The sequence below is a fragment of the Paenarthrobacter sp. R1 genome, assembly GCF_030264015.1.
Lineage (GTDB): Bacteria > Actinomycetota > Actinomycetes > Actinomycetales > Micrococcaceae > Arthrobacter > Arthrobacter ureafaciens.
The window spans coordinates 3,405,472-3,425,775 of record NZ_CP127115.1; the positions used below are offsets into that span (position 1 = coordinate 3,405,472).

Genomic DNA, 20,304 nt, shown 5'->3' on the forward strand with positions numbered 1-20,304 from the left:
GCCGTGTGTACTTTTCCTGCCGCTGCAGGCCTCCGCCCGCCCCCGAGCCCATTCCCGACCGGGTGGGATGTGCCAGAGGGATCCCCAGCAGGGGGTGGGATGTGCCAGAGGAAGCTGCGAAAAGGCGTGGGGTTACAGGACGGGGAGTTCCCAGTCGACGGGTTCGGCGCCCTGTTCACGCAGCAGCTCGTTCGTCCGGCTGAAGGGCTTGGACCCAAAAAATCCGCGGGACGCCGACAACGGACTTGGATGTGCGGACACAATAGACGGTGCCCCGTTCAGCAGTGGCCCCACGGACTCCGCGTCCTTCCCCCAAAGAACGGCCACGAGCGGCTTAGGCTGCCCGTCGGCGTCGGTGCGGTTCACCACGGCCTTGACGGCCGCCGTCGTGATGGTTTCCCATCCCTTGCCGCGGTGCGAGCCTGCGTTCCCGGCATTCACGCTGAGGACGCGGTTCAACAGCAGCACTCCCTGCCCCGCCCAGGCACTGAGGTCGCCGTGGACGCGTGGCGGCAGCCCAAGGTCGTCGTGGAGTTCGCGGTAGATATTGGCCAGGCTCCGGGGGATGGGCCGCGTCTCCCGGGAGACGGAGAAGGAAAGCCCGACGGCGTGTCCCGGCGTGGGGTACGGGTCCTGTCCCAGTATCAGGACCTTGACGTCGGCCAGCGGCTGACGAAAAGCCCTCAGCACATTGCCGGCGGCGGGAAGAACCTGCGCTCCCATCCCGGCCTGCGCAGCGACGAAGCCCAGTGCCGCGCGAAGCTGCGGCTCAACCGGGCTCAGGGCCTGCGCCCAGTCCGGCGCCATCAAGTCCTCCAGCGGCGTGTCCAACAGTTCATCAAAGCCCTGACCCGAGGGGCTTGCAGGTTCCAAGTCAAAGAGCGCTTCCTCACCAGTCACCCGGCAATTGTCTCCCGTGACGCGCGGCACTTCCGAATGACAGTGGTGTTATTCGCCCGTAACATGGGGAGGAGGAAATCCCCTTACCCGCGTCTTGAGGAGTGTGCCGTGGCCGAACCCGCGCCGGAATCGATGGCGGAGCAGGGCACCGGTTTCGCCCTTGCAGACCTGGCCGCAGGTGTTCGGGAAGATTCTCCGTTGAGTGAGCGCGAGCAGCAGATACTGGCCCTGGAGCGGCAGTGGTGGAAGTACGCCGGGGCCAAGGAACAGGCCATCCGCGAACTGTTTGATCTCTCCGCTACGCACTATTACCAGATCCTGAATGCGCTGATCGATACCGAGGACGCCTTGGCCCACGATCCCATGCTGATCAAGAGACTGCGTAGACTACGTACGTCGCGCCAACGTGCGCGCACAGCGCGTCGCTTGGGGTCCGACGCATAATTCGCACGGCTGAACTGTCAGCAGCAACCAGCAAGGACAACGCTTCACCATGACCAAATATGCCAAGGATGAATTCGACCGGGTTCCGCAAAACACGTCCCGTCAGGGTGTGCACAGGGACGCCACGGAAACGCCGCGGCCTACTCTGTGGCCGGTCCTCACTGTGGGCGCCGTGGCCTTGGTCCTTGGCCTGGTGGCGTTCCTGATCCTTCCGCGGCTGGGCATCGTGGCGCCCCCGGCATCTTCCAGCACCTCGACGCCGGCCGCACAGCAGAGCGAGGCGGCACCTTCGGCAACACCCACGACGTCGGAGAGCGCGCCTATCGCTTCGGGCGAACCCACTCCGGACACGACTGCCTCGGAGTCGCCGTCTGCAACGCCATCACCGGCTCCTGTGGACAAGACCACCGCAGTGGCTGTTTACAACGGCACTGCCACCGCCGGGCTGGCCAGCCGCGTCGCCGGGTTGGTTCAGGGAGACGGCTGGGCTCTGGGCGCGGTGGGAAACTGGGGAGGACTTCCGCAGCAGACGTCCGTGGTCTTCTACAACGCTCCGGAGCAGAAGGCGAACGCCGATGCCGTAGCTTCCCTGCTGGGCATCACCACCGTTGTGGAGTCCCCGGACGTGCAGCAGCCCCTGGTCGTCGTAGTGGGACCCGGCTACCAGTAAACAGCCGAAAATACAGGGATCCGGAGTCCATCCGGCAGAACTCGGTTAAGCCTCAATAACAAAAGCAGCCCCTCACCGGCCGGGAGCAGCGAAGCGGCCGTGACAGTGGTTACAGTGGATGAATTCCGGCGCGGAGATCCCGGCTGCCGGCAACAGCTTCTGTGAAAGTGTGGGCATTATGGCTTTGGGGACCGTCAAGTGGTTCAACGCCGAAAAAGGGTACGGCTTCATCACTGTGGATGATTCCGGCGACGACGTTTTTGTCCATTGGTCGGCGATCCAGATGGACGGTTACCGCGCCTTGGAAGAGGGGCAACGCGTGGAGTTCGAACTCGGCGAAGGCCTCAAGGGGCCGCAGGCTGAAAGCGTGCGTGTAGCCTAGCGGCTCAGCTTTCGGCTGAATGGGCCTCGCTGTGGGTAGCAGCGAGGCCTTCCTGCTTGCACTCTCCACGGTCGAGTGCTAATTATTGATTTAGCACTCCTAAGCATCGACTGCTAATTTCGGCCCCGTCCGCGGAGCAGGGATTACCGCCGCTGCCAAGGAGGAACAAGAAACACCCTGATGGGGTGAGGTCCGGAGCGCGGGGCATACAGAGGCCGCGAGCGAAGGGCCGTCCGTCGCGGGCATCCCATCTGACAGGTACCTTCTTAACGACTGTCCCGAAAGGACTACCGCCGTTATGGCCAAGATCATTGCATTTGATGAAGAGGCACGCCGCGGCCTCGAGCGGGGCCTGAACACCCTCGCTGACGCCGTCAAGGTTACCCTCGGCCCGCGTGGACGCAACGTCGTCCTCGAAAAGAAGTGGGGCGCTCCCACGATCACCAACGATGGTGTTTCCATCGCCAAGGAGATCGAGCTGGACGATCCTTACGAGAAGATCGGTGCTGAGCTGGTCAAGGAAGTTGCCAAGAAGACGGATGACGTCGCTGGCGACGGTACCACCACCGCTACTGTCCTCGCACAGGCCCTGGTCAAGGAAGGCCTGCGCAACGTTGCTGCCGGCGCCGACCCGCTGTCCCTGAAGCGCGGCATCGAGAAGGCAGTGGACGCTGTTATCAGCGAACTGCTTGCTTCCGCCAAGGAAATCGAAACCAAGGAAGAGATCGCAGCTACGGCTTCCATCTCCGCCGGTGACCAGGAAATCGGTGCACTGATCGCCGAAGCCCTGGACAAGGTGGGCAAGGAAGGCGTCATCACGGTCGAGGAATCCAACACCTTCGGCCTGGAGCTGGAACTCACCGAGGGCATGCGCTTCGACAAGGGTTACATCTCCGCTTACTTCGTCACCGACGCTGAGCGCCAGGAAACGGTCCTCGAAGACCCGTACATCCTGATCGTCAACTCCAAGATCTCCAACGTGAAGGAACTCGTCACGGTTCTGGAGAAGGTCATGCAGTCCAACAAGCCGCTGCTGATCATCGCCGAAGACATCGAGGGCGAGGCCCTGGCCACCCTGATCGTCAACAAGATCCGTGGCACCTTCAAGTCCGTTGCCGTCAAGGCTCCGGGCTTCGGTGACCGCCGCAAGGCCCAGCTGGCCGACATCGCCATCCTCACCGGTGGCCAGGTCATCTCCGAAGAGGTAGGCCTCAAGCTGGAGAACGCTGGACTGGAGCTCCTCGGCACCGCCCGCAAGGTTGTTGTCACCAAGGACGAGACCACCATCGTTGAAGGTGCTGGCGACGCCGAGCAGATCGCCGGCCGTGTTGCCCAGATCCGCGCCGAGATCGAGAACTCCGATTCCGACTACGACCGCGAGAAGCTGCAGGAACGCCTGGCCAAGCTGGCCGGCGGCGTTGCAGTCATCAAGGCCGGTGCCGCTACCGAAGTTGAGCTCAAGGAACGCAAGCACCGCATTGAGGACGCCGTCCGCAACGCGAAGGCTGCTGTTGAAGAAGGCATCGTTGCCGGTGGTGGCGTTGCCCTCATCCAGGCAGGCGCCAAGGCATTCGCCAACCTCACCCTGCAGGGTGACGAGGCCACGGGTGCCAACATCGTCAAGGTTGCCATCGACGCACCGCTGAAGCAGATCGCTTTCAACGCCGGCATGGAGCCGGGCGTTGTTGTGGACAAGGTTCGCGGCCTGCCTTCCGGCCACGGCCTGAACGCTGCCTCCGGCGTCTACGAAGACCTGCTGGCTGCCGGCGTCAACGACCCCGTAAAGGTCACCCGTTCGGCCCTCCAGAACGCAGCTTCCATCGCTGGTCTCTTCCTGACCACCGAGGCTGTTGTTGCTGACAAGCCGGAGAAGAACGCTCCGGCTCCGGGCGGCGACGAGATGGGCGGCATGGGCGGCTTCTAAGCCTCCTGTCCTGCAGCATCACGCTTAGCAACGACGACGGCGGTCCTCACCTTCGGGTGGGGGCCGCCGTCGGCGTTTCCTGCCAGGGCTCGTTTGGCGAGTGGATCGGCGAAAAGCCGCGAATGCGCCGGGTTCGTGGGGAAAATTGCGGCGAGTTGGCAGGGTTCCCGCGGTCACGATGGAGGAGTGACGCGGCTTCAGTGTCTGTGAGGTCTGGCAGGATTGATTGCATGACGATTATTGCTGCCGCCGATGGTTCTGCCCTCGGTAATCCCGGGCCGGCCGGATGGGCCTGGTATGTTGACGACTCCTGTTGGCGCGCCGGTGGATGGCCCCACGGAACCAACAACATGGGCGAACTGATGGCGGTGCTGGACCTCTTCCGTTCCACCGCCCACATTCCGCACGAAGAGCTGCGGATTCTCTGCGACAGCCAATATGTCATCAACTGCATCACCAAGTGGATGCCGGGGTGGAAGCGCAAGGGTTGGCGCAAGGCCGACGGTAAGCCCGTGTTGAATGTCGATCTCCTCAAGGACATCGATCGCGCGATCGCAGGGCGCAAGTACACCTTTGAATGGGTCAAGGGCCATGCAGGCCATGAGCTCAACGAGGCCGCGGACGAACGCGCCAGGGCCGTTGCAACCGCCTATCAGCAAGGCGTGGCAGCGCCCACCGGCCCCGGTTTCTCCGGAGCCTCCGGAGCAGCTGCCGAGCCTGTCCCTGTGCACGCGGCACCAGCCGCCGCATCGGACGCAGCTCCAGCTTCAGCCCCGGCCGCCAAGGCGCCTGCCCCCTCCAGCCCCCTGCCTGCCTCGAAGCTGGATCGGGCTCCACGGCTGCATTCGGAGCCCACTTTGTTCGGTGAATCCGGTATTTTCGGCCAAGCGGACCTGTTCAGTGAGCTGGAAGATGCCGCCGCCCCGGAGCTGACACCGGAAGAACTGGTCGTGGCACTGGAACGGGAGCTCCTTCGCCCTGATGTGCGTGCTGACATCGGGCGGATAGGCGTCCTGCTTCATCCGGACTTCGCGGAGATCGGCCAGTCCGGCAGGTTCTGGACCCGCGACGCGATGATGGTGGCACTGGAGGAAGATCCCGGCGAGCACGTGGAACTGGAACTGCTCAGCGCGGACCGTCTGAGTGAAAACACGATCCTGCTCAACTACAGGAGCCTCGCGCACTCGGGTTCGGCGCTCCGAAGCTCGGTCTGGCTGTTGGAACGCGGACAGTGGAGGCTCCGCTTCCATCAGGGGACGCCGGAGAGCTGAGCGGTACCGTTGCTGGCTGCGAACCCTGAAGATATTCCGGCGGAACCTGCGGGGGGCAACCGGAGGGGAACAGGCGGCGAGAAGCAGACTGTGGAAAGTAACTTGGGGGAAGTAGCCTGCGGGACCGGCCGAAAGGGGGACATCGGCCGGCCCCGCAGGGGTCATGTCCCGGATAACGGCTCCGGGCACAGTGGAAGGAGCGCTCCTAGTAGGCGAAGCGCTGGGTATTGCCCTGTTCCACCTCGGCATAGCTGGTTGCCGCCGAAGCCAAGGCCACGTTGATGGATGCGAGGGATGCCTCCACCTTGCCCTGGGTCAACGCCCACTCAAGGACGAGTGCGTGGAAGTTGCTGGCAGCCGAACCGCGCCACGTGGCTTGCAGCTCTTCAAGGCCCATCTTCATGGCCTGAACGTCGGCGCTGATCCTGTCCACGGTGGTCTTGACGTTGGACGCCTTGAGTTGCAGCAGTTCGGTGTCTACGGAGATGACACTCATGGATAAAGCCTTTCGACGAGGTTGTTCCGCGGTTTGCGGTGGGTGCGTGGGCCACAAGACAAGAGCCTATGAACTACCCCCAACGCGTGGAACAGCACGTCGCCGCTATGTGGATAACGCCTCGGCCGGTTCCTCGTGGAGTGGAAGGCTGACCACCAGTGTTGCGCCGCCGCCGTCGGTATCCTGCACCCGCACGGAACCGCCGTGGCTGCCAACAATTGCCGCCACAATGGCCAGCCCCAGGCCGCTGCCGCCGGTTTCCCGGGTCCGGGAAGTGTCCGCCCGATAGAAGCGTTCAAAGACCTTGTTGGCCTCGTCATCGGGAATCCCGGGCCCGTGGTCGCGGATCTCGATCACGGACATCCTGCCCTCGGGAACGTCCCGGACCCCTACCGCGAGTTCAATGGGGCTGCCTTCCGGGGTGTAGCGCAATGCATTGCCGACGAGGTTGCCAATCACCTGGCGGAGTTTGGCTTCGTCCCCTTGAACGGGAGCAGCAGCGGGGGAGGCGCCGTCCAATCCCACCAGCTTGATGGTCCTGTTGCCGGACGACGCCTTGGTGTCCACCACGGCGTCGTTGGCCAGCAACTGCAGGTCGACGGGCTTGAGGTTGAGCGGCCGTTGTTCGTCCAGCCTTGCCAGCATGAGAAGGTCCTCCACCATTGAACCCATGCGTTTGGCTTCGCTTTCGATCCTGCCCATGGCGGTTGCCACGTCTTCTGGCGAAGTGAGGGCCCCATGGCGATAGAGCTCTGAGAAGCCGCGGATGGTAACCAGCGGCGTGCGCAGCTCATGGGAAGCGTCGGCCGCGAACCGGCGCATCCGTGCTTCGGAAGCTGCCCGTGCCGCGAACGAGGCCTCGATATGGGCCAGCATGGCATTGAGGGAGCCGCCCAGCCGGCCGACTTCGGTATGGATGTTGTCGATCTCCACGCGGCGGGACAGGTCCCCGGCCGCAATCGCAGCGGCCGTCTTCTCCACCTTGGCCAGGGGCCGGAAGGAACGGGCCACAGTCCAGGTGGCAATGAAGAACGCCAGCACCAGGGTCAGCAGCCCCACACCGACCACCACCAGGACGGCATGTTCCATGACTTTGTCCACGGGTGCCAGCGGAAGGCCGATGATGACCACGCCGTTCTTGCCGTTGGCGGTCACGCCTACGGCCACCACCCGCCAGTTGTTGCCTGCGGTGCCGTTGACTTGGAACGGTGTGTTCCCGCGGGCCTTCGCCTCAGCCGGGGTGATGCTGGAAATGGCCGGACGGTCGTCGGGGCTGCCACCAAATTGGTAGGGCGCAATTCCGGGTACATACAGCGTCAGCGAGTAGTCCGTTGGGACCGCGGGGTTGTATTCGGAGAGCTTGTCAAAGGACTGCTGGTCCAGGGCAAGGGCGACGGCGGCCTTGAGTTTGTCGTCCACCTGGCCTTGGAGATAACTCTTGACGAGCGTCAACGTGCCTGCCCCGGTGGCCGCGAGGGCCAGTAGGAGGAGTCCCATGATGATGGCAACGAGTTGCGACCTCAGGGACGCTGTTTTCCAGCGTTGCAGCAAGGTCAGCGCTTCTCTGCCGTCCGCAGCACGTAGCCCACGCCGCGCTTGGTCTGGATGAGCGCCGGGGCGTCGGGGTCGATGTCTACCTTCCGGCGAAGGTAGGAGATGTACGACTCAACGATTGAGGCATCACCGTTGAAGTCGTACTCCCACACGTGGTCCAGGATCTGGGCCTTGGAGAGGACGCGGTTGGGGTTGAGCATCAGGTAGCGCAGCAGCTTGAATTCCGTGGGGGACAGCTCGATCACCGTGCCGCCGCGCCGGACTTCGTGGGCGTCGTCATCGAGTTCAAGGTCGTCGACGCGGATAACGGCGTCGTCGTCTTCAAGCGGCTGGGTGCGACGGAGGACGGCCCGGATGCGCGCGACCACTTCGTCCAGGCTGAAGGGCTTGGTGACGTAGTCGTCGCCGCCGACGGTCAGTCCGGTGACCTTGTCCTCGGTGTCATCCTTGGCCGTGAGGAAAAGGACCGGGAAGTGCTTGCCCGCTGCGCGGAGGCGTCGGGTTACGGTGAAGCCGTCCATGTCCGGGAGCATGACGTCCAATACGGCGAGGTCAGGAGCATGGGTGTCCGCAGCAGCAAGCGCTTCGCGACCATTGGACGCTGCAACGACCTCGAAACCTGCGAAACGCAGCGACGTGGAGAGAAGCTCACGGATGTTGGGTTCGTCGTCAACAACAAGGAGCTTGGCTTCGGGGCCGTTCTTTTTCATGCATCCATGATGCCCCCGGATTCTGGGAGTTATCTGAATGCTTTATGGGAGCGGACTGCGTGCAAGGTGGTGCCGGGCAGGGCTCCTAGCTCCCCAGCGCGAGTCCCGCTCCCAAAGCCACCATGGTGACGGCGATGCCGCCGTCGAGCAGTTGCCAGGAGCGGGGGCGGGAGAAGAATCCCTTCAGGAACCGGGCGCCGAACCCCAGCGACGCGAACCAGAGAATGCTGCCCAGAATGGCTCCCGCCCCAAACCACCACTCTTGCCCGGAACCTTGGGCGCTGGCAATGGAGCCCAGGAGCGCGATGTCCAGGTACACGTGGGGATTGAGCCATGTCAGTGCCAGCACTGTGGTTATGGCGGCGGCGAGGCTTCTCTTTCCGGATTTTGGAGAACTGCCCTCAGCTGTCAGGGACTGCGGGTTCAGCGCCCGCCGTGCCGCCATGATGCCGTACGTGACGAGGAACGCTGCGCCCACGTAGCGAAGGATGACGACGGCGGTGGGTGCCGCCGCGATCAAGGCGCCGGTACCGAGGATCCCGGCGGCAATGAGAACGGCGTCCGAGAGTGCGCAGATGGTGACGATAGCGGCGACGTGTTCTCCGCGGATACCCTGCCTCAGCACGAAGGCATTCTGTGCCCCGATGGCAACGATGAGGGCAAGGCCGGTGGCGAGGCCGAGGCCCGCCGCGTTGATGGTGTCAGGAAAATTCACTCCTCCAACGTATGGGCGGAGCTCGACTAAGAACAGCTAAAGATTCTTCACTGGATTAAGCTCTGCTTATGAAATTTCCCTCGGAGCAGTTGTCGACGTTCGCCGCAGTCCTTTCCGAAGGCACGCTGGAAGCAGCCGCCAGGACGCTTCACATCACCCCCTCCGCGGTCTCCCAGCGGTTGAAGGCCCTGGAGCAAACCGCCGGGCGGGTGCTGCTGCAGAGAAGCAACCCGGCCCAACCGACGGAGGCAGGGGAGGTTGTGCTTCGGCTTGCCCGCCAGGTGGCGCAACTGGAGGCTGATGCCGGAGCGGAACTGGGCTTGGGGGCAAGTGGTCCGCGCTTGGCCATACCGATTGTGGTGAATGCCGATTCCCTGGGTGTCTGGTTCCTGCAGGCCCTGACACAGGTAGCTGCCGAGGTTGACGTCACCTTCGACCTCCACCGCGACGATGAGCAGCACTCCGCCTCCTTCCTGCGCTCGGGGAAGGTGATGGCGGCTGTGACAGCAACACCGGATCCCGTGCAGGGTTGTCGGGTGGAGCCGCTGGGTGTCATGCGTTATTTGGCGGTCTCTGAACCGGCCTTTGCTGCCCGATGGTTCTCCGACGGCGTCAACCCCGGGAAACTTAACACGGCACCCACTGTGGATTTCGACCGGAAAGACACCTATCAATGGGCCTTTGTGCAGTCGTTGGCCAGTACGCCGGCCGGTGAATCGATTGACGTCAAAGGGCCCCGGCATTACGTTCCATCCAGCCACGACTTTGGAAGTGCCATCCGCTTGGGCCTTGGCTGGGGCCTTATCCCGGAGATCCAATGCCAACAGGACATCAAGGACGGCACACTGGTGGAGCTTGCCCCGGGACGGCCCCTCGATGTGGCGCTCTACTGGCAGCGGTGGAAAACCGCCTCCCACGTGCTGGACGTGGTGAGCGACACCGTTCGAACCGTAGCAGCGCAGTTCCTCAGGCAGCCCTGACAAGCCGCAGGACAGTGTTGTTTTGGAACACGCCGTCGATGCTTCCAAAAATGTCAGTGCCCCATTCCACACTTGAAACATGGCAAAGAAAACAGCACCAGTCAGCAACGCCGCACACCCGGTGGAAGTTCAGTACGAATACCACGTGAGCTACTTTGACTCGGAAGTTGGCCGGGTCCAGGTAGAGGAGTTCGAGGACCTGCAGGCAGCCGAGCGCTTCGCTTCCATCCAACTCCGCTCGGAAGATTGCTGGGCCGTAGTGGAGCGCGTCGACATTCAGGCCTACATCCACCTCGCCGCCTGAGGAGCGTGCCTACTCCGGCCGGTTGTGGGCATGCCCTCCGTGGACGAACGGTGAGGACACCCCCTCGTACTGCATGAGCATCATCATCCCTTCGGCGGCATGGTCCAGGTTGTGGCAGTGATCCATCCAGATCCCCGGATTGTTGGCCACCAGCAGGACTTCCCAGACCTCTCCGCCCTGGATATCAACGGTGTCCAGGACCAAGGGTGATCCGCTCGGTGCCACTCCGTTCCGGCTGAGTACCAGGACATGATGACCGTGCGGGTGCATCGGGTGCGGTTCGGCGGTGCGGTTGATGATGGTTACCTTCACGACGTCCCCCTCCGCGACCTGCATGGAGGGCACCAACGGATAGGCCGCGCCGTTCACCGTGAAGGCATAGCGGGGGACCCCGTCCACAAACCGGAATTGCCGGTCCAACACGATTACTTCCTCACGGTCGGACGTCGGAGTATCAACCCTTCCTGGCACGGGTTCGCCATAGCCCAACAGATCAAGGACGGGAGTGGTCGCAAAAATTCCAGGAGTGGCCTTCTCCGGGTTGCTCCCCGCTGAAGGGCTGCTTCCGCCGGAAGCGGCACCCGACACCTCACCCGACACCTCACCCGAAACTTCGCCGGGACCCCCGGGGTTGATGACCACCGCGGCGTCAGCGGCAGCATCCATCCGAATGGTCACAGGAGTCCCGGGCATGGCAAAGGTCAGGTCATACCGGCCGCCGGCGCCGAGACGGAGCAGCTTTCCTGACACTTCGCCCGGCTTGTTGACTTCGGTTCCATCGACGGCGGCCACTGTGAACGCCGTTCCTTGCACGAGGTAGCGCTGTGGCAAGGAGTCGGTATTGATCAACCGCACGCGAACCAGCGAGCCCGGCTTCGCCCTATACACACTGCTACGGTCTGAGGAGCCCAGCATCCCCAGACCGCCGAGGTCGTGCCCGGCCACCACGATGTCCGCGTCACTACGGACCATGGCGGGATCGTGCACGACGAATACGCCGTAGAGCCCCTTGCGGACTCCTTCGGCTGAATCCTGATGGGTGTGGTACCAGTACGTACCTGCTTGCGCCGCGGCAAACCTGTACGTCATGGACTGGCCGGGCAGGACAGCGTCCTGGGTGGCGCCTGCCACTCCGTCCATGGCGTTCGGCACGTCATAGCCGTGCCAGTGCAGCGTCACCCCGGCCTGCACGTCACGGTTGTTCAGTACTACTTCCACTACTTCGCCCAGTTGGGCTTCCAGCGTAGGTCCCGGCAGGCTGCCGAACGTCCAGGCTTCCGTTGTCCGCCCCGACGGCAGCGTTACCTGTTCAACCCTCGCCGTGAGTTCATAACGCCGGACGGTGGCATTCGCAGGCATGTCGCCCAGTAAGGCAGTCACCGGCGTCGTGGCTGACACCGGAACCGGACCGCCGGCGTCGTGATGTCCGACGGCGGTGATGATCCCGGTGCCGTCCGCGGCACGGCTGCCCAGCCACGTGAAAACGCCGGCTCCCAGGGCCGTGCATGCCATCAGGCCGGCCAGCGCCGTGGCTGCCGTTGCACGCCTGCCGCCACGAGCCGGGCCCAGTGCGCTAACAGCGTGTCGCGGGAAGAGCGCCATTTTGGCCAGCACAACCACCCCTGCGACGAGGAAGAGCAGGATCACCAGGGTCCAGAGTGCGGGGAAGGGTCCCAGGACGAACATCAGGGCGAGGGAACCCACAGCGCCGGCGCCGGCTGCCACCATGGCCAGGACGGCGGCTTCACGCCCCGGGAGAGGTGCCGGCACCTGTGAGTCGTCGTTGGGGGAAAGGTGTGCGCCGGTGTTCCGCCTCCTCAGCAAGAACGGAACACCGGCCATCGCGGCCCAAGCCGCGGGGATGGCGGTCAGCGGCAAGCTGATGGTTATGCGTTCGCTGGCAAACCACCAACTGCCCGCCGCCAAGGCAGGGAGTAAAGCGTAGCGGGCTGCCGTTGCCACTAGGGCGACGGCCGTCGCGAGGAGCGCCAAACCGGTCTTGCGAGGCTTGGCATGGCCTTCACTGGCTGTTGACGTCCACGTCATCCAAGCTGCCGCGGCCCAGGCACCGGCAGCAAGGACCGCCAGCACCAGGTCCACAGCCAACAGCTGTGAAGTGTTCAAGACAGCAGGTGGTCAGGCCGAAGCGGGAGACGTGGGCGCGTCGGAGGAGGTGTCCTTGGGTGGCAGCGGTTGCGGGTTGAGGGCAGCAGCCCGTGCCCGGCTGAACAGCCAGTAGGACATGAAGATGATCAGCAGCCCGGTGATGGGATGGATCGATGCCACCCACGAGCCGGACGGAGTGATGAAATCCTCGGATGAGCCAGTCAGCATGCCGCCAATGATGAAGATGAACAACTGGACCCAGGTCATCAGGAAAATTCCGGCGGCAAGCCAGATGGTTCGGGAACCCATACGGGCGATCGCGGCCACAATAGCGGCGAGGAGCGCGCCGTAGCGGAGGACGTACTGGCCGTTCAGGACGTGGTAAACACCCGCTTCGCGTTGGGCTTCGATGGTGTTTTGAAAGTGGAAGTAGCCGGCAAAAAACAACTGGGCAAGTGATGAAAGCAGAACGATGGCCGCAAGGACCATGAGGGTCTTACGCATTGGGGATCCCTCTGACAGGAACTTCACAGATTCAGTAAAGGCCTTCAAGCCATCGGCACCCTTGGCTGCGGGCTACCCCCACTGCCGATGACTGGCCGCCAGGCTGCCTGGACCAAGGGCAGCTTTTAAGGGCGGAGAGCTTCACTTGGAATCGTAAAATTGCTGGAGATAAATAGCAAGGGTGCGGGGGTTATTCGCCCCAACGGCTCCCGGCCCCCGGCCCCCCAAAGGTTACTGGCCCTGTTCTGTCCCGACGTCCTTTCCGACGTCCTTGGCGTCCATGATGCGGTAGGCATAACCCTGCTCGGCCAGGAACCGTTGCCGTTTGGCGGCGAAGTCCTGGTCGAGCGTGTCGCGGGCAACCAGCGAGTAGAAGCGTGCGGCCCGGCCGTCCTGCTTGGGCCGCAAGAGCCGGCCCAGGCGTTGCGCCTCCTCCTGCCGGGAGCCGAAGGAACCGGAAACCTGGATCGCGACGGAGGCTTCCGGGAGGTCGATGGAGAAATTCGCCACCTTGGACACCACCAAAGTTTGGAGCTCGCCCTTCCGGAAGGCATCAAAGAGTTTCTGGCGGGCCTTGACGCTGGTTTCGCCCTTGATCAGGGGAGCGTCCAGCCTTTCGGAAATCTCATCCAGCTGGTCGATGTACTGTCCAATGACCAGTAGCTGCTCGCCTTTATGTGCCTCCACGAGCTGTTCCACCAAGGCGGTCTTAGTCTCCGATGTGGCGCACAACCGGTACTTGTCAGCGTCCTCGGCCATCGCGTAGGCCACGCGCTCGTCCCGGGGCAGGTCCACCCGGACCTCCACGCAATCGGCGGGGGCAATGTAGCCCTGGGCTTCGATGTCCTTCCAGGGAGCGTCGTAGCGTTTGGGGCCGATAAGGCTGAAGACCTCGCCCTCGCGACCGTCTTCACGGACCAGGGTGGCGGTCAGGCCGAGTCGCCGCCGGGCTTGCAGGTCGGCAGTCATGCGGAAGATCGGGGCGGGCAGCAGGTGGACTTCGTCATAGATGATCAGTCCCCAGTCATGGCCGTCGACAAGTTCAAGATGGGGGTACAGCCCGCCGCGTTTGGTGGTGAGCACCTGGTAGGTGGCAATGGTGACGGGCCGGACCTCCTTGACGGCACCTGAATACTCGCCGATCTCGTCCTCGGTCAGGGAGGTCCGTTTGAGGAGTTCGTCCTTCCACTGGCGGGCCGAGACGGTGTTGGTCACCAGGATCAGCGTGGTGGTCGAGGAGGTGGCCATGGCCGCTGCCCCCACCAGCGTCTTGCCGGCGCCGCAGGGAAGCACGACGACGCCGCTGCCGCCGGCCCAGAAGTTCTCCGTGGCCACCTTCTGGTACGGGCGCAGCTGCCAGTCTGTCTCGTCCAGCATGATCAGGTGCGGCTGGCCATCCACATAGCCGGCCAGGTCCTCGGCCGGCCAGCCCAGCTTGAGGAGCAACTGCTTCAGCTGCCCGCGCTGGGAGGAATGCACCACCACGGTCTCGCCGTCGATCCTCGGGCCCAACAACGGCGCAATCTTCTTGGCGCGGATGACCTCCTCCAGCACCGGGTAGTCGTCCGTGCGCATCACCAGACCGTGCTGCGGGTCTTTTTCCAGGCGCAGGCGGCCATAGCGGGACATGGTTTCTTCAATGTCGATCAGCAGCGCGTGGGGTACGGGAAAGCGGGAGTACTTCAACAGGGTGTCCAGCACCTGTTCGGCGTCCAGTCCTGCGGCCCGTGCATTCCAGAGGCCCAGGGGGGTGAGCCGGTAACTGTGCATGTGCTCCGGTGCGCGTTCGAGTTCTGCGAAGGCAGCGATGGCGTGCCGTGCTTCGGTAGCCAACTCGTGGTCGACTTCCAACAGGATGGTTTTATCGCTTTGAACGATCAGCGGACCGTCGGTCACTCTTTATTCCTATCTTGCGCGCCTCCGCGGGCCCGCCGTTTGCTGCAGCTAGGGGTGCCGGTCACCGGCTGGCTCCACATCGATGATCCTGTGGATGGACAGTACCCGTTCGGTGTCCTTCGCGGGATCGAAAACCCGCACCCGGCCACCCGATACGGAGACTGGAACAACGGTTTCCGTATTTGAATTCCCCAGGCTGTCCACCACGTTCATGGTGACTGCCTGCTTCATCCGGATTGCTTTCTGCAGGGTCTCCAGGCCCAGCTGGGTTGATGCCTCGCCCGTCCCGTCACCCGGGACGCTGCGGTGCTGCCGCAGAATCGCCAGTTGAGCCTCGACGTCGTCGTCCGGCGGAGCCGTCCGCGGCGCTGTATAAACCGGTCGGGCGCTGCCGGATACGGCGGTGGTCCGCTTCAGGCGTACGACGGCGGGTTCGGCGTCCTGCACGGCAGGTGATAGTCCCAGCTCGCGCAGGACCCTGGCGGTTTCCCGCGGGCTGGCCGAGGAGGTCAGGACAGTCGGGGCGAGGCGTACCAGGCTCAGGGCCGACGTCCGGGCTTCCAGCAACAGTTCGGAGATGGCCGATTCGTCGTCGCTCTGGATGAAGCTCGCGCTCGAACTGATCCGCAACCGGCCGTGCCGGGACGCGGTGTCCTGGATGAGGTAGGAAAGCGGCTGGGGCACCTCGGTGGCCGAGTGCTCCCGAAGGAACGCCAGCAGCGATTCCGCATCCTCTCCGGCGTCGAGCGCCCTCCGGATGGAGGAGGGGGAGAAACGGTAGATCGACGCCGGCCCTTGCCCTTCGGCGTCGGACATCCGGAGCAGCCTCTCACTGAGCTCAGGCGCCAAATATCCGGGAGCCACGGCTGTCAGGTCAGCCTGCAACAGGATGTGGTTCACCGCAGCGGGCAAGTGTTCGCCAAGGATGGCCATGGCATGTTCGGGGCGGCCCGCCGCGATGGCCGAACCGAGCTGCGTGAACGCCCCCGAACCCATGAGGCCCAGGAGAGTAGCTTCTTCCAGGATGCCGCGCACCAGGGAACTGAACCGCCGGGCCATCCGGGGCTGCGCCCATTCCGCGCGTTGGAGGACCGCGCGGGCATCGAGCACCGGCGCCTTTCCATCCGGCGCTGCCGCCTCGGCGGTGAGTTCGTCGAGGATCTCCAGAAGCCTGCGCCGGACAACAGGGGCATCGGGACGCTGGGCTTCGGCGGACAATGCGTTGATGGTGCTGCCGGCCGCGCCGTGGTGGGAGCCCCCGGTGTTTCCTGCGATGGGCTGGCCCACCATGGACGGGGCGCGTTCGCTGGCCAGCCACGCATTCACCAACCACAACCACTGCTCCTGGCGGGGCAGGCCCGGCCATTCGAGCGCCGGGGACTGCACCCAGGTGGAGCTGTCCACATCCAGGCGCAACAGCCCGGACAGGGCGCACAACTCAAGCAGGACAGCCGTTTGGTGCACCCCGCACCGGATCGACTCGGCAAGCCGGCGCAGCTCGCGCACGCCCACGCCGCCGCTGCGAAGGGTGGCCAACGGTTGCTCCCGCACGACGAACAGCAGTTCATTGCACAGCCTGAGCGTCTCCGCGATGGCACCCATGGCCGCGTTGCGCCGCAGGGCGCCACTGGTGTGCCCCAGTTCCGGCACAGGAGGGGCCAGACTGAAGTCGTTCACAATGACGCCGCCACGCAGGGCGATGCCAACGCTGTGCGGCAGCTCAACGTGCCCGGCATCGAGGGGGACCAGCAGTCCGCGGGCCAGCAGCCAGTCGATCGGTCCGACGTCGGCACTTTCGTGCGTCACAGAAGCACGCCTTTGCGCCTGGGGTACGGCGCCCATGGCCCAGCTGCCGAACTTGTCCAGCAGGGCAGTGGTCCTCTCCGGAGCAGTGGCGAGGATGGCCCGGACGCCTTCGGGCGTGGAAGTCCATTTCTGCAGGGACAGCGCAGCATCCATCGGGGTGCTGGCCGGATGGATGTCAATGCCGCTGTGGTGCAGTTCGGACACAAGCTGGACCACGCGCTGGGCAAAGGCCGGCTGCAGCCTGACGAGTTCCGTGTAGCTGCGGCCCAAGCCCGCCGGGTAGATGCCGATGACATCCTTGAGGCTGCCCACGGGCAAATAGAAACGCTGCCGGGACCCTGCCGGCATGTGGGCAGATGCCGGCGGTTCCGCCCGATGGACCAGTGCCAGTTCCTGCAGCTTCGCGAGGATCGGTTCAAGCGCGGACAAGGTTGACCCGGCAATGACCTTCTTCAGGCCGGCAGCGGAGGCACTGTGTCCGGTGTCTGTGTTGGTACACAGATGGAGGGTTTCGAGGACCTGCATTTCCGGCTTGGTGAGTCGCTCCAAGGCCCGCTGGACACTGACCCGGGCGCTGGCCCTGGCCGCGAGTGCCGCAAAGTCCGGCGCCATGGGGGAGATGAGGTCCGGCCGCGCGGCAAACAAAGCCCGCAGCGAGGCATCGCTGCGCGCCTCGAGTTCCTTGCTGAGCGCTCGAATCAGGGACATCAGTTCAACGTTACCGCCAGCGGCACGCAGATGCCTGTCCCGCCGCAGCGGCTATTGGCGCCGGCGCTGGCGGGCTGCGTCCACCACCAGGAAAACGGCCATGATGAAGGCTATCGGCAGTCCGTAGAGTGCAGTCGAGGTAACCCATACGGGTGCGGCCCCGCCGTTGAAGGCAATGGCCATGACCGCTGCCACGGCAGCCAGCGAAACAAAGGCGACGACGGCGGCAGCAACAGTCAGGGGGCGGCGGTAACCCGGGGAAGTCATGCTCCAAAGGTATCCGGTTGCCGTGCGCTTCCGCTAAGCGCGAAGCGCCAAAGCGGGAATAGGGGGCCGGGCAGGATAACCTTGAAGGAGCAGACCCACACGGACCGGGCTGTCGCCCCTGATCCCGCAGGACCCTGTGGATGCGGCGCCGGCCTGACGTGTTTCCCACGCAAGAACGAAGAAGGTTGATTACGTGCCCACCGGCAAGGTCAAGTGGTATGACAAGGACAAAGGCTTCGGATTCCTCGCGGCCGAAGACGGCCAGGAAGTATTCCTGCCCAAGACGGCCCTGCCCGCGGGCGTAACCGAGCTTAAGGCGGGAACCCGGGTGGAGTTCGGCGTTGCCGACGGTCGCCGCGGGGCGCAGGCGTTGGGCCTGCGTATCCTGGACAAGACCCCCTCCATCGCCAAGGCCAAGCGTATGAACGCGCGGGACCTCGCTCCGCTCGTCCAGGACCTGGTCACTGTGCTGGACAACCTCTCCGGCACGTTGTCCTCCGGAAAGTACCCGGAAGGCAATAAGGCGAAGGCAATCGGTACGGCACTGCGCAAGGTTGCCGACGAGCTGGAAGCCTAAGGAACAGCCATGACTTCCGAATCCGCACAGGATACGCAGGCCGCCGGGAACGCATCTCATGCTGCCTCCGCTGCCGAGGCTCCTGCCAACGGGGAGACCCCTGCGAGCGGGGCCGGCCCGGCAGCCAAGGAAGTCCCCGCGCGGAAGGGTGCTGCGCCGAAGCCCCGCGCCGGAGTTCCGGTGTGGCGCACCGGTAAGCCGGACGCGTTCCTGGCTGCCGCCGTCGACGTGGCCCGGACAGCAGTGGAGGGTATCGCGAAGCCCGGCGAGGTAGGCGCCCACATCGGGGCCAAATCCGAGGGCGACCGCGTTGTCACCCACCTGTTCGAATCCAAGCTGCCCGGCTATGGCGGGTGGCAGTGGTACGCCGTGGTCACCCGGAACTCGCGTTCCAAGATTGTGACCGTGAGCGAGCTGGGATTGCTGCCCTCGGAGGACTCCATCCTCGCGCCCGAGTGGGTCCCGTGGGCCAAGCGGGTCCGGCCGGAAGACGAGACGCCATTGGTCGAGGAGACCGCCGGAGAAGTCCCGGAAGAAGCCGTGCAGGCGGAAGAAGCTGAAGCCGAGGCTTCCAGGAATGAACCGGCCGAAGACGCGGACGATGCCGACGCGGACGCCGAGGACGCCGTGCAGGAGCCTGCAGACTCCCCGGAAGCCTGATCCACCAAGACTTTAAAAATAATCGGCGCCTGCCGGGAGCTTCTCCCGGCAGGCGCCGATTATTTGTGGGGGCTACTTCTTCAGCTCGCCCACCACGTAGTCAATGCTGGCGAGCAGGGCGGAGACGTCGTCCGGTTCGATCGCAACGAACGTCGCGATCCGCAGCTGGTTGCGGCCCAGCTTGCGGTAGGGCTCGGTGTCAACCACGCCGTTGGCGCGCAGCACCTTGGCGATGGCCGCGGCATCGATCGAATCGTCGAAGTCGATGGTGGCAATGACGTTGGACCGCTCTTCGGGGTTGGCAACAAAAGGGGTCGCGAATTCGGAGGACTCTGCCCACGAGTAGACGCGGCTGGCAGAATCTGCCGTGCGCTTGCTGGCGAAGTCTAGGCCGCCGTTGCTGTTGAGCCACTGGACCTGCGCATCCAGGGTCACCAGGGTGGAAAGCGAAGGCGTGTTGTATGTCTGGTTCAGCTTCGAGTTATCGATGGCGGTCTGCACGTCAAGGAAATCAGGAATCCAGCGGCCGCTTGCCTTGATGCGGGCAGCGCGTTCAAGCGCCGCGGGGGAGAAGAGGCCGAGCCACAGGCCGCCGTCGGATGCGAAGTTCTTCTGCGGTGCGAAGTAGTAGACGTCGGACTCAGCCACATCCACGTCAAGGCCACCAGCTGCGGAAGTAGCGTCCACCAGCACCAGGGAACCCTCATCGGCGCCGGCAACGCGCTTGACCGGCGCAGCCACACCGGTGGACGTCTCGTTCTGCGGCCACGCATATACATCCACGCCGGCTTCCGCAGCTGGAGCGGGGCGGGTCCCGGGCTCGGACTTGATGATGGAGGACTCGTCCAGGAACGGAGCCTTGTTGGTGGCGGCTGCAAACTTGGAGCCAAACTCGCCGAAGGACAGGTGCTGGGCCTTCTTTTCCACGAGGCCGAAAGCCGCGACATCCCAGAACGCCGTTGAGCCACCGACGCCGAGGACTACCTCGTACCCTTCAGGAGCACGGAAGAACTGGCTGAGGCCCTCACGAACGGAGCCTACGAGGTTCTTGACCGGTGCCTGGCGGTGGGAGGTGCCAAGGATGGTCTTCGATGCAGCGGACAGGGCTTCGATCTGCTCCGGGCGGACCTTGGACGGTCCGGCGCCGAACCTTCCGTCCTTGGGCAGCAGGTCGGCGGGAATGGTGATGCTGGTGTCGCTCACGCGTGGCTCCAATGTGTATCGGTCAAAGACGGGGAGGTGGCAGGTGGCATCAACTGCCCCTTCGACACCCCCAATTCTGCCTGAACAGGCGCGGGTGCGCGTACCCGGTGGTGTCATAGTCCGCCACGTGGAACGTGGTCGCGCGCGTTCCCGTCGTCAAGGGGGTGGAGGCAAGGTACCCGGAACCTTTGTGACCCTTCGAAAATTATCAAGAGTAATTCCAAATA

The 20,304-nt window shown here is 64.1% G+C and carries 20 protein-coding genes; 9 read left to right on the forward strand and 11 right to left on the reverse strand.

Annotated elements, in window-relative coordinates:
* Nucleotides 1–132: 132 nt before the first annotated feature.
* On the reverse strand, nt 133–900 hold the full coding sequence (locus QN084_RS16540) for a uracil-DNA glycosylase (RefSeq protein WP_069696177.1): 768 nt from the start codon (nt 898–900) through the stop codon (nt 133–135).
* A 108-nt stretch (nt 901–1,008) separates the two neighbouring features.
* Here QN084_RS16540 and QN084_RS16545 point away from each other — a divergent pair, with 108 nt between their 5' ends.
* From QN084_RS16545 to QN084_RS16565, 5 genes are all read left to right on the forward strand, one after another.
* Nucleotides 1,009–1,344, forward strand: a complete 336-nt coding sequence (locus QN084_RS16545; RefSeq protein ID WP_069696176.1) for a DUF3263 domain-containing protein — start codon at nt 1,009–1,011, stop codon at nt 1,342–1,344.
* Between the two features lie 49 nt (nt 1,345–1,393).
* Complete coding sequence (locus QN084_RS16550; RefSeq protein WP_069696175.1) at nt 1,394–2,014, forward strand: LytR C-terminal domain-containing protein; 621 nt, start codon at nt 1,394–1,396, stop codon at nt 2,012–2,014.
* A 178-nt stretch (nt 2,015–2,192) separates the two neighbouring features.
* Entirely contained in the window at nt 2,193–2,396 is a 204-nt protein-coding gene (locus QN084_RS16555) for a cold-shock protein (RefSeq protein WP_031216907.1), read from the forward strand.
* A gap of 298 nt (nt 2,397–2,694) precedes the next feature.
* Complete coding sequence (gene groL / locus QN084_RS16560) at nt 2,695–4,320, forward strand: chaperonin GroEL (RefSeq protein WP_021473673.1); 1,626 nt, start codon at nt 2,695–2,697, stop codon at nt 4,318–4,320.
* A 230-nt stretch (nt 4,321–4,550) separates the two neighbouring features.
* Nucleotides 4,551–5,591 carry a ribonuclease HI family protein gene (locus QN084_RS16565; RefSeq protein WP_069696174.1) on the forward strand — a complete coding sequence of 347 codons (1,041 nt, stop codon included), beginning with the start codon at nt 4,551–4,553 and terminating at the stop codon, nt 5,589–5,591.
* Between the two features lie 205 nt (nt 5,592–5,796).
* Here QN084_RS16565 and QN084_RS16570 read toward each other — a convergent pair whose 3' ends face one another.
* From QN084_RS16570 to QN084_RS16585, 4 genes are all read right to left on the reverse strand, one after another.
* On the reverse strand, nt 5,797–6,087 hold the full coding sequence (locus tag QN084_RS16570; protein WP_021473671.1) for a WXG100 family type VII secretion target: 291 nt from the start codon (nt 6,085–6,087) through the stop codon (nt 5,797–5,799).
* Nucleotides 6,088–6,192: 105 nt separating this feature from the next.
* Entirely contained in the window at nt 6,193–7,638 is a 1,446-nt protein-coding gene (locus QN084_RS16575; protein WP_021473670.1) for a sensor histidine kinase, read from the reverse strand.
* Between the two features lie 2 nt (nt 7,639–7,640).
* On the reverse strand, nt 7,641–8,351 hold the full coding sequence (locus QN084_RS16580) for a response regulator transcription factor (RefSeq protein WP_021473669.1): 711 nt from the start codon (nt 8,349–8,351) through the stop codon (nt 7,641–7,643).
* Nucleotides 8,352–8,436: 85 nt separating this feature from the next.
* Complete coding sequence (locus QN084_RS16585) at nt 8,437–9,066, reverse strand: LysE/ArgO family amino acid transporter (RefSeq protein ID WP_021473668.1); 630 nt, start codon at nt 9,064–9,066, stop codon at nt 8,437–8,439.
* A gap of 68 nt (nt 9,067–9,134) precedes the next feature.
* Here QN084_RS16585 and QN084_RS16590 point away from each other — a divergent pair, with 68 nt between their 5' ends.
* Both QN084_RS16590 and QN084_RS16595 read left to right on the forward strand, forming a co-directional pair.
* Nucleotides 9,135–10,046: a LysR family transcriptional regulator ArgP gene (locus QN084_RS16590; protein ID WP_069696173.1), complete on the forward strand. Its 912-nt coding sequence runs from the start codon at nt 9,135–9,137 to the stop codon at nt 10,044–10,046.
* Between the two features lie 79 nt (nt 10,047–10,125).
* On the forward strand, nt 10,126–10,350 hold the full coding sequence (locus QN084_RS16595) for a hypothetical protein (protein WP_021473666.1): 225 nt from the start codon (nt 10,126–10,128) through the stop codon (nt 10,348–10,350).
* A 9-nt stretch (nt 10,351–10,359) separates the two neighbouring features.
* On the opposite strand, the gene QN084_RS16600 is transcribed toward QN084_RS16595, so the two are convergent.
* From QN084_RS16600 to QN084_RS16620, 5 genes are all read right to left on the reverse strand, one after another.
* Nucleotides 10,360–12,474, reverse strand: a complete 2,115-nt coding sequence (locus tag QN084_RS16600) for a multicopper oxidase family protein (protein ID WP_031216906.1) — start codon at nt 12,472–12,474, stop codon at nt 10,360–10,362.
* A gap of 12 nt (nt 12,475–12,486) precedes the next feature.
* Nucleotides 12,487–12,960 carry a hypothetical protein gene (locus QN084_RS16605; protein WP_021473664.1) on the reverse strand — a complete coding sequence of 158 codons (474 nt, stop codon included), beginning with the start codon at nt 12,958–12,960 and terminating at the stop codon, nt 12,487–12,489.
* Between the two features lie 231 nt (nt 12,961–13,191).
* Nucleotides 13,192–14,856: a DNA repair helicase XPB gene (locus QN084_RS16610; RefSeq protein WP_069696172.1), complete on the reverse strand. Its 1,665-nt coding sequence runs from the start codon at nt 14,854–14,856 to the stop codon at nt 13,192–13,194.
* Between the two features lie 48 nt (nt 14,857–14,904).
* The gene (locus tag QN084_RS16615; RefSeq protein WP_021473662.1) at nt 14,905–17,370 is read right to left on the reverse strand and encodes a helicase-associated domain-containing protein; all 2,466 of its coding nucleotides are present in this window, start codon (nt 17,368–17,370) and stop codon (nt 14,905–14,907) included.
* Between the two features lie 51 nt (nt 17,371–17,421).
* On the reverse strand, nt 17,422–17,637 hold the full coding sequence (locus QN084_RS16620) for a hypothetical protein (RefSeq protein WP_021473661.1): 216 nt from the start codon (nt 17,635–17,637) through the stop codon (nt 17,422–17,424).
* A 193-nt stretch (nt 17,638–17,830) separates the two neighbouring features.
* On the opposite strand from QN084_RS16620, the gene QN084_RS16625 reads away from it, so the two are divergent.
* The gene (locus QN084_RS16625) at nt 17,831–18,214 is read left to right on the forward strand and encodes a cold-shock protein (protein ID WP_021473660.1); all 384 of its coding nucleotides are present in this window, start codon (nt 17,831–17,833) and stop codon (nt 18,212–18,214) included.
* A gap of 9 nt (nt 18,215–18,223) precedes the next feature.
* Nucleotides 18,224–18,874 carry a DUF3027 domain-containing protein gene (locus QN084_RS16630; protein ID WP_021473659.1) on the forward strand — a complete coding sequence of 217 codons (651 nt, stop codon included), beginning with the start codon at nt 18,224–18,226 and terminating at the stop codon, nt 18,872–18,874.
* A 72-nt stretch (nt 18,875–18,946) separates the two neighbouring features.
* Here QN084_RS16630 and serC read toward each other — a convergent pair whose 3' ends face one another.
* Nucleotides 18,947–20,077 carry a phosphoserine transaminase gene (gene serC, locus QN084_RS16635; RefSeq protein WP_021473658.1) on the reverse strand — a complete coding sequence of 377 codons (1,131 nt, stop codon included), beginning with the start codon at nt 20,075–20,077 and terminating at the stop codon, nt 18,947–18,949.
* Nucleotides 20,078–20,304: the final 227 nt, after the last annotated feature.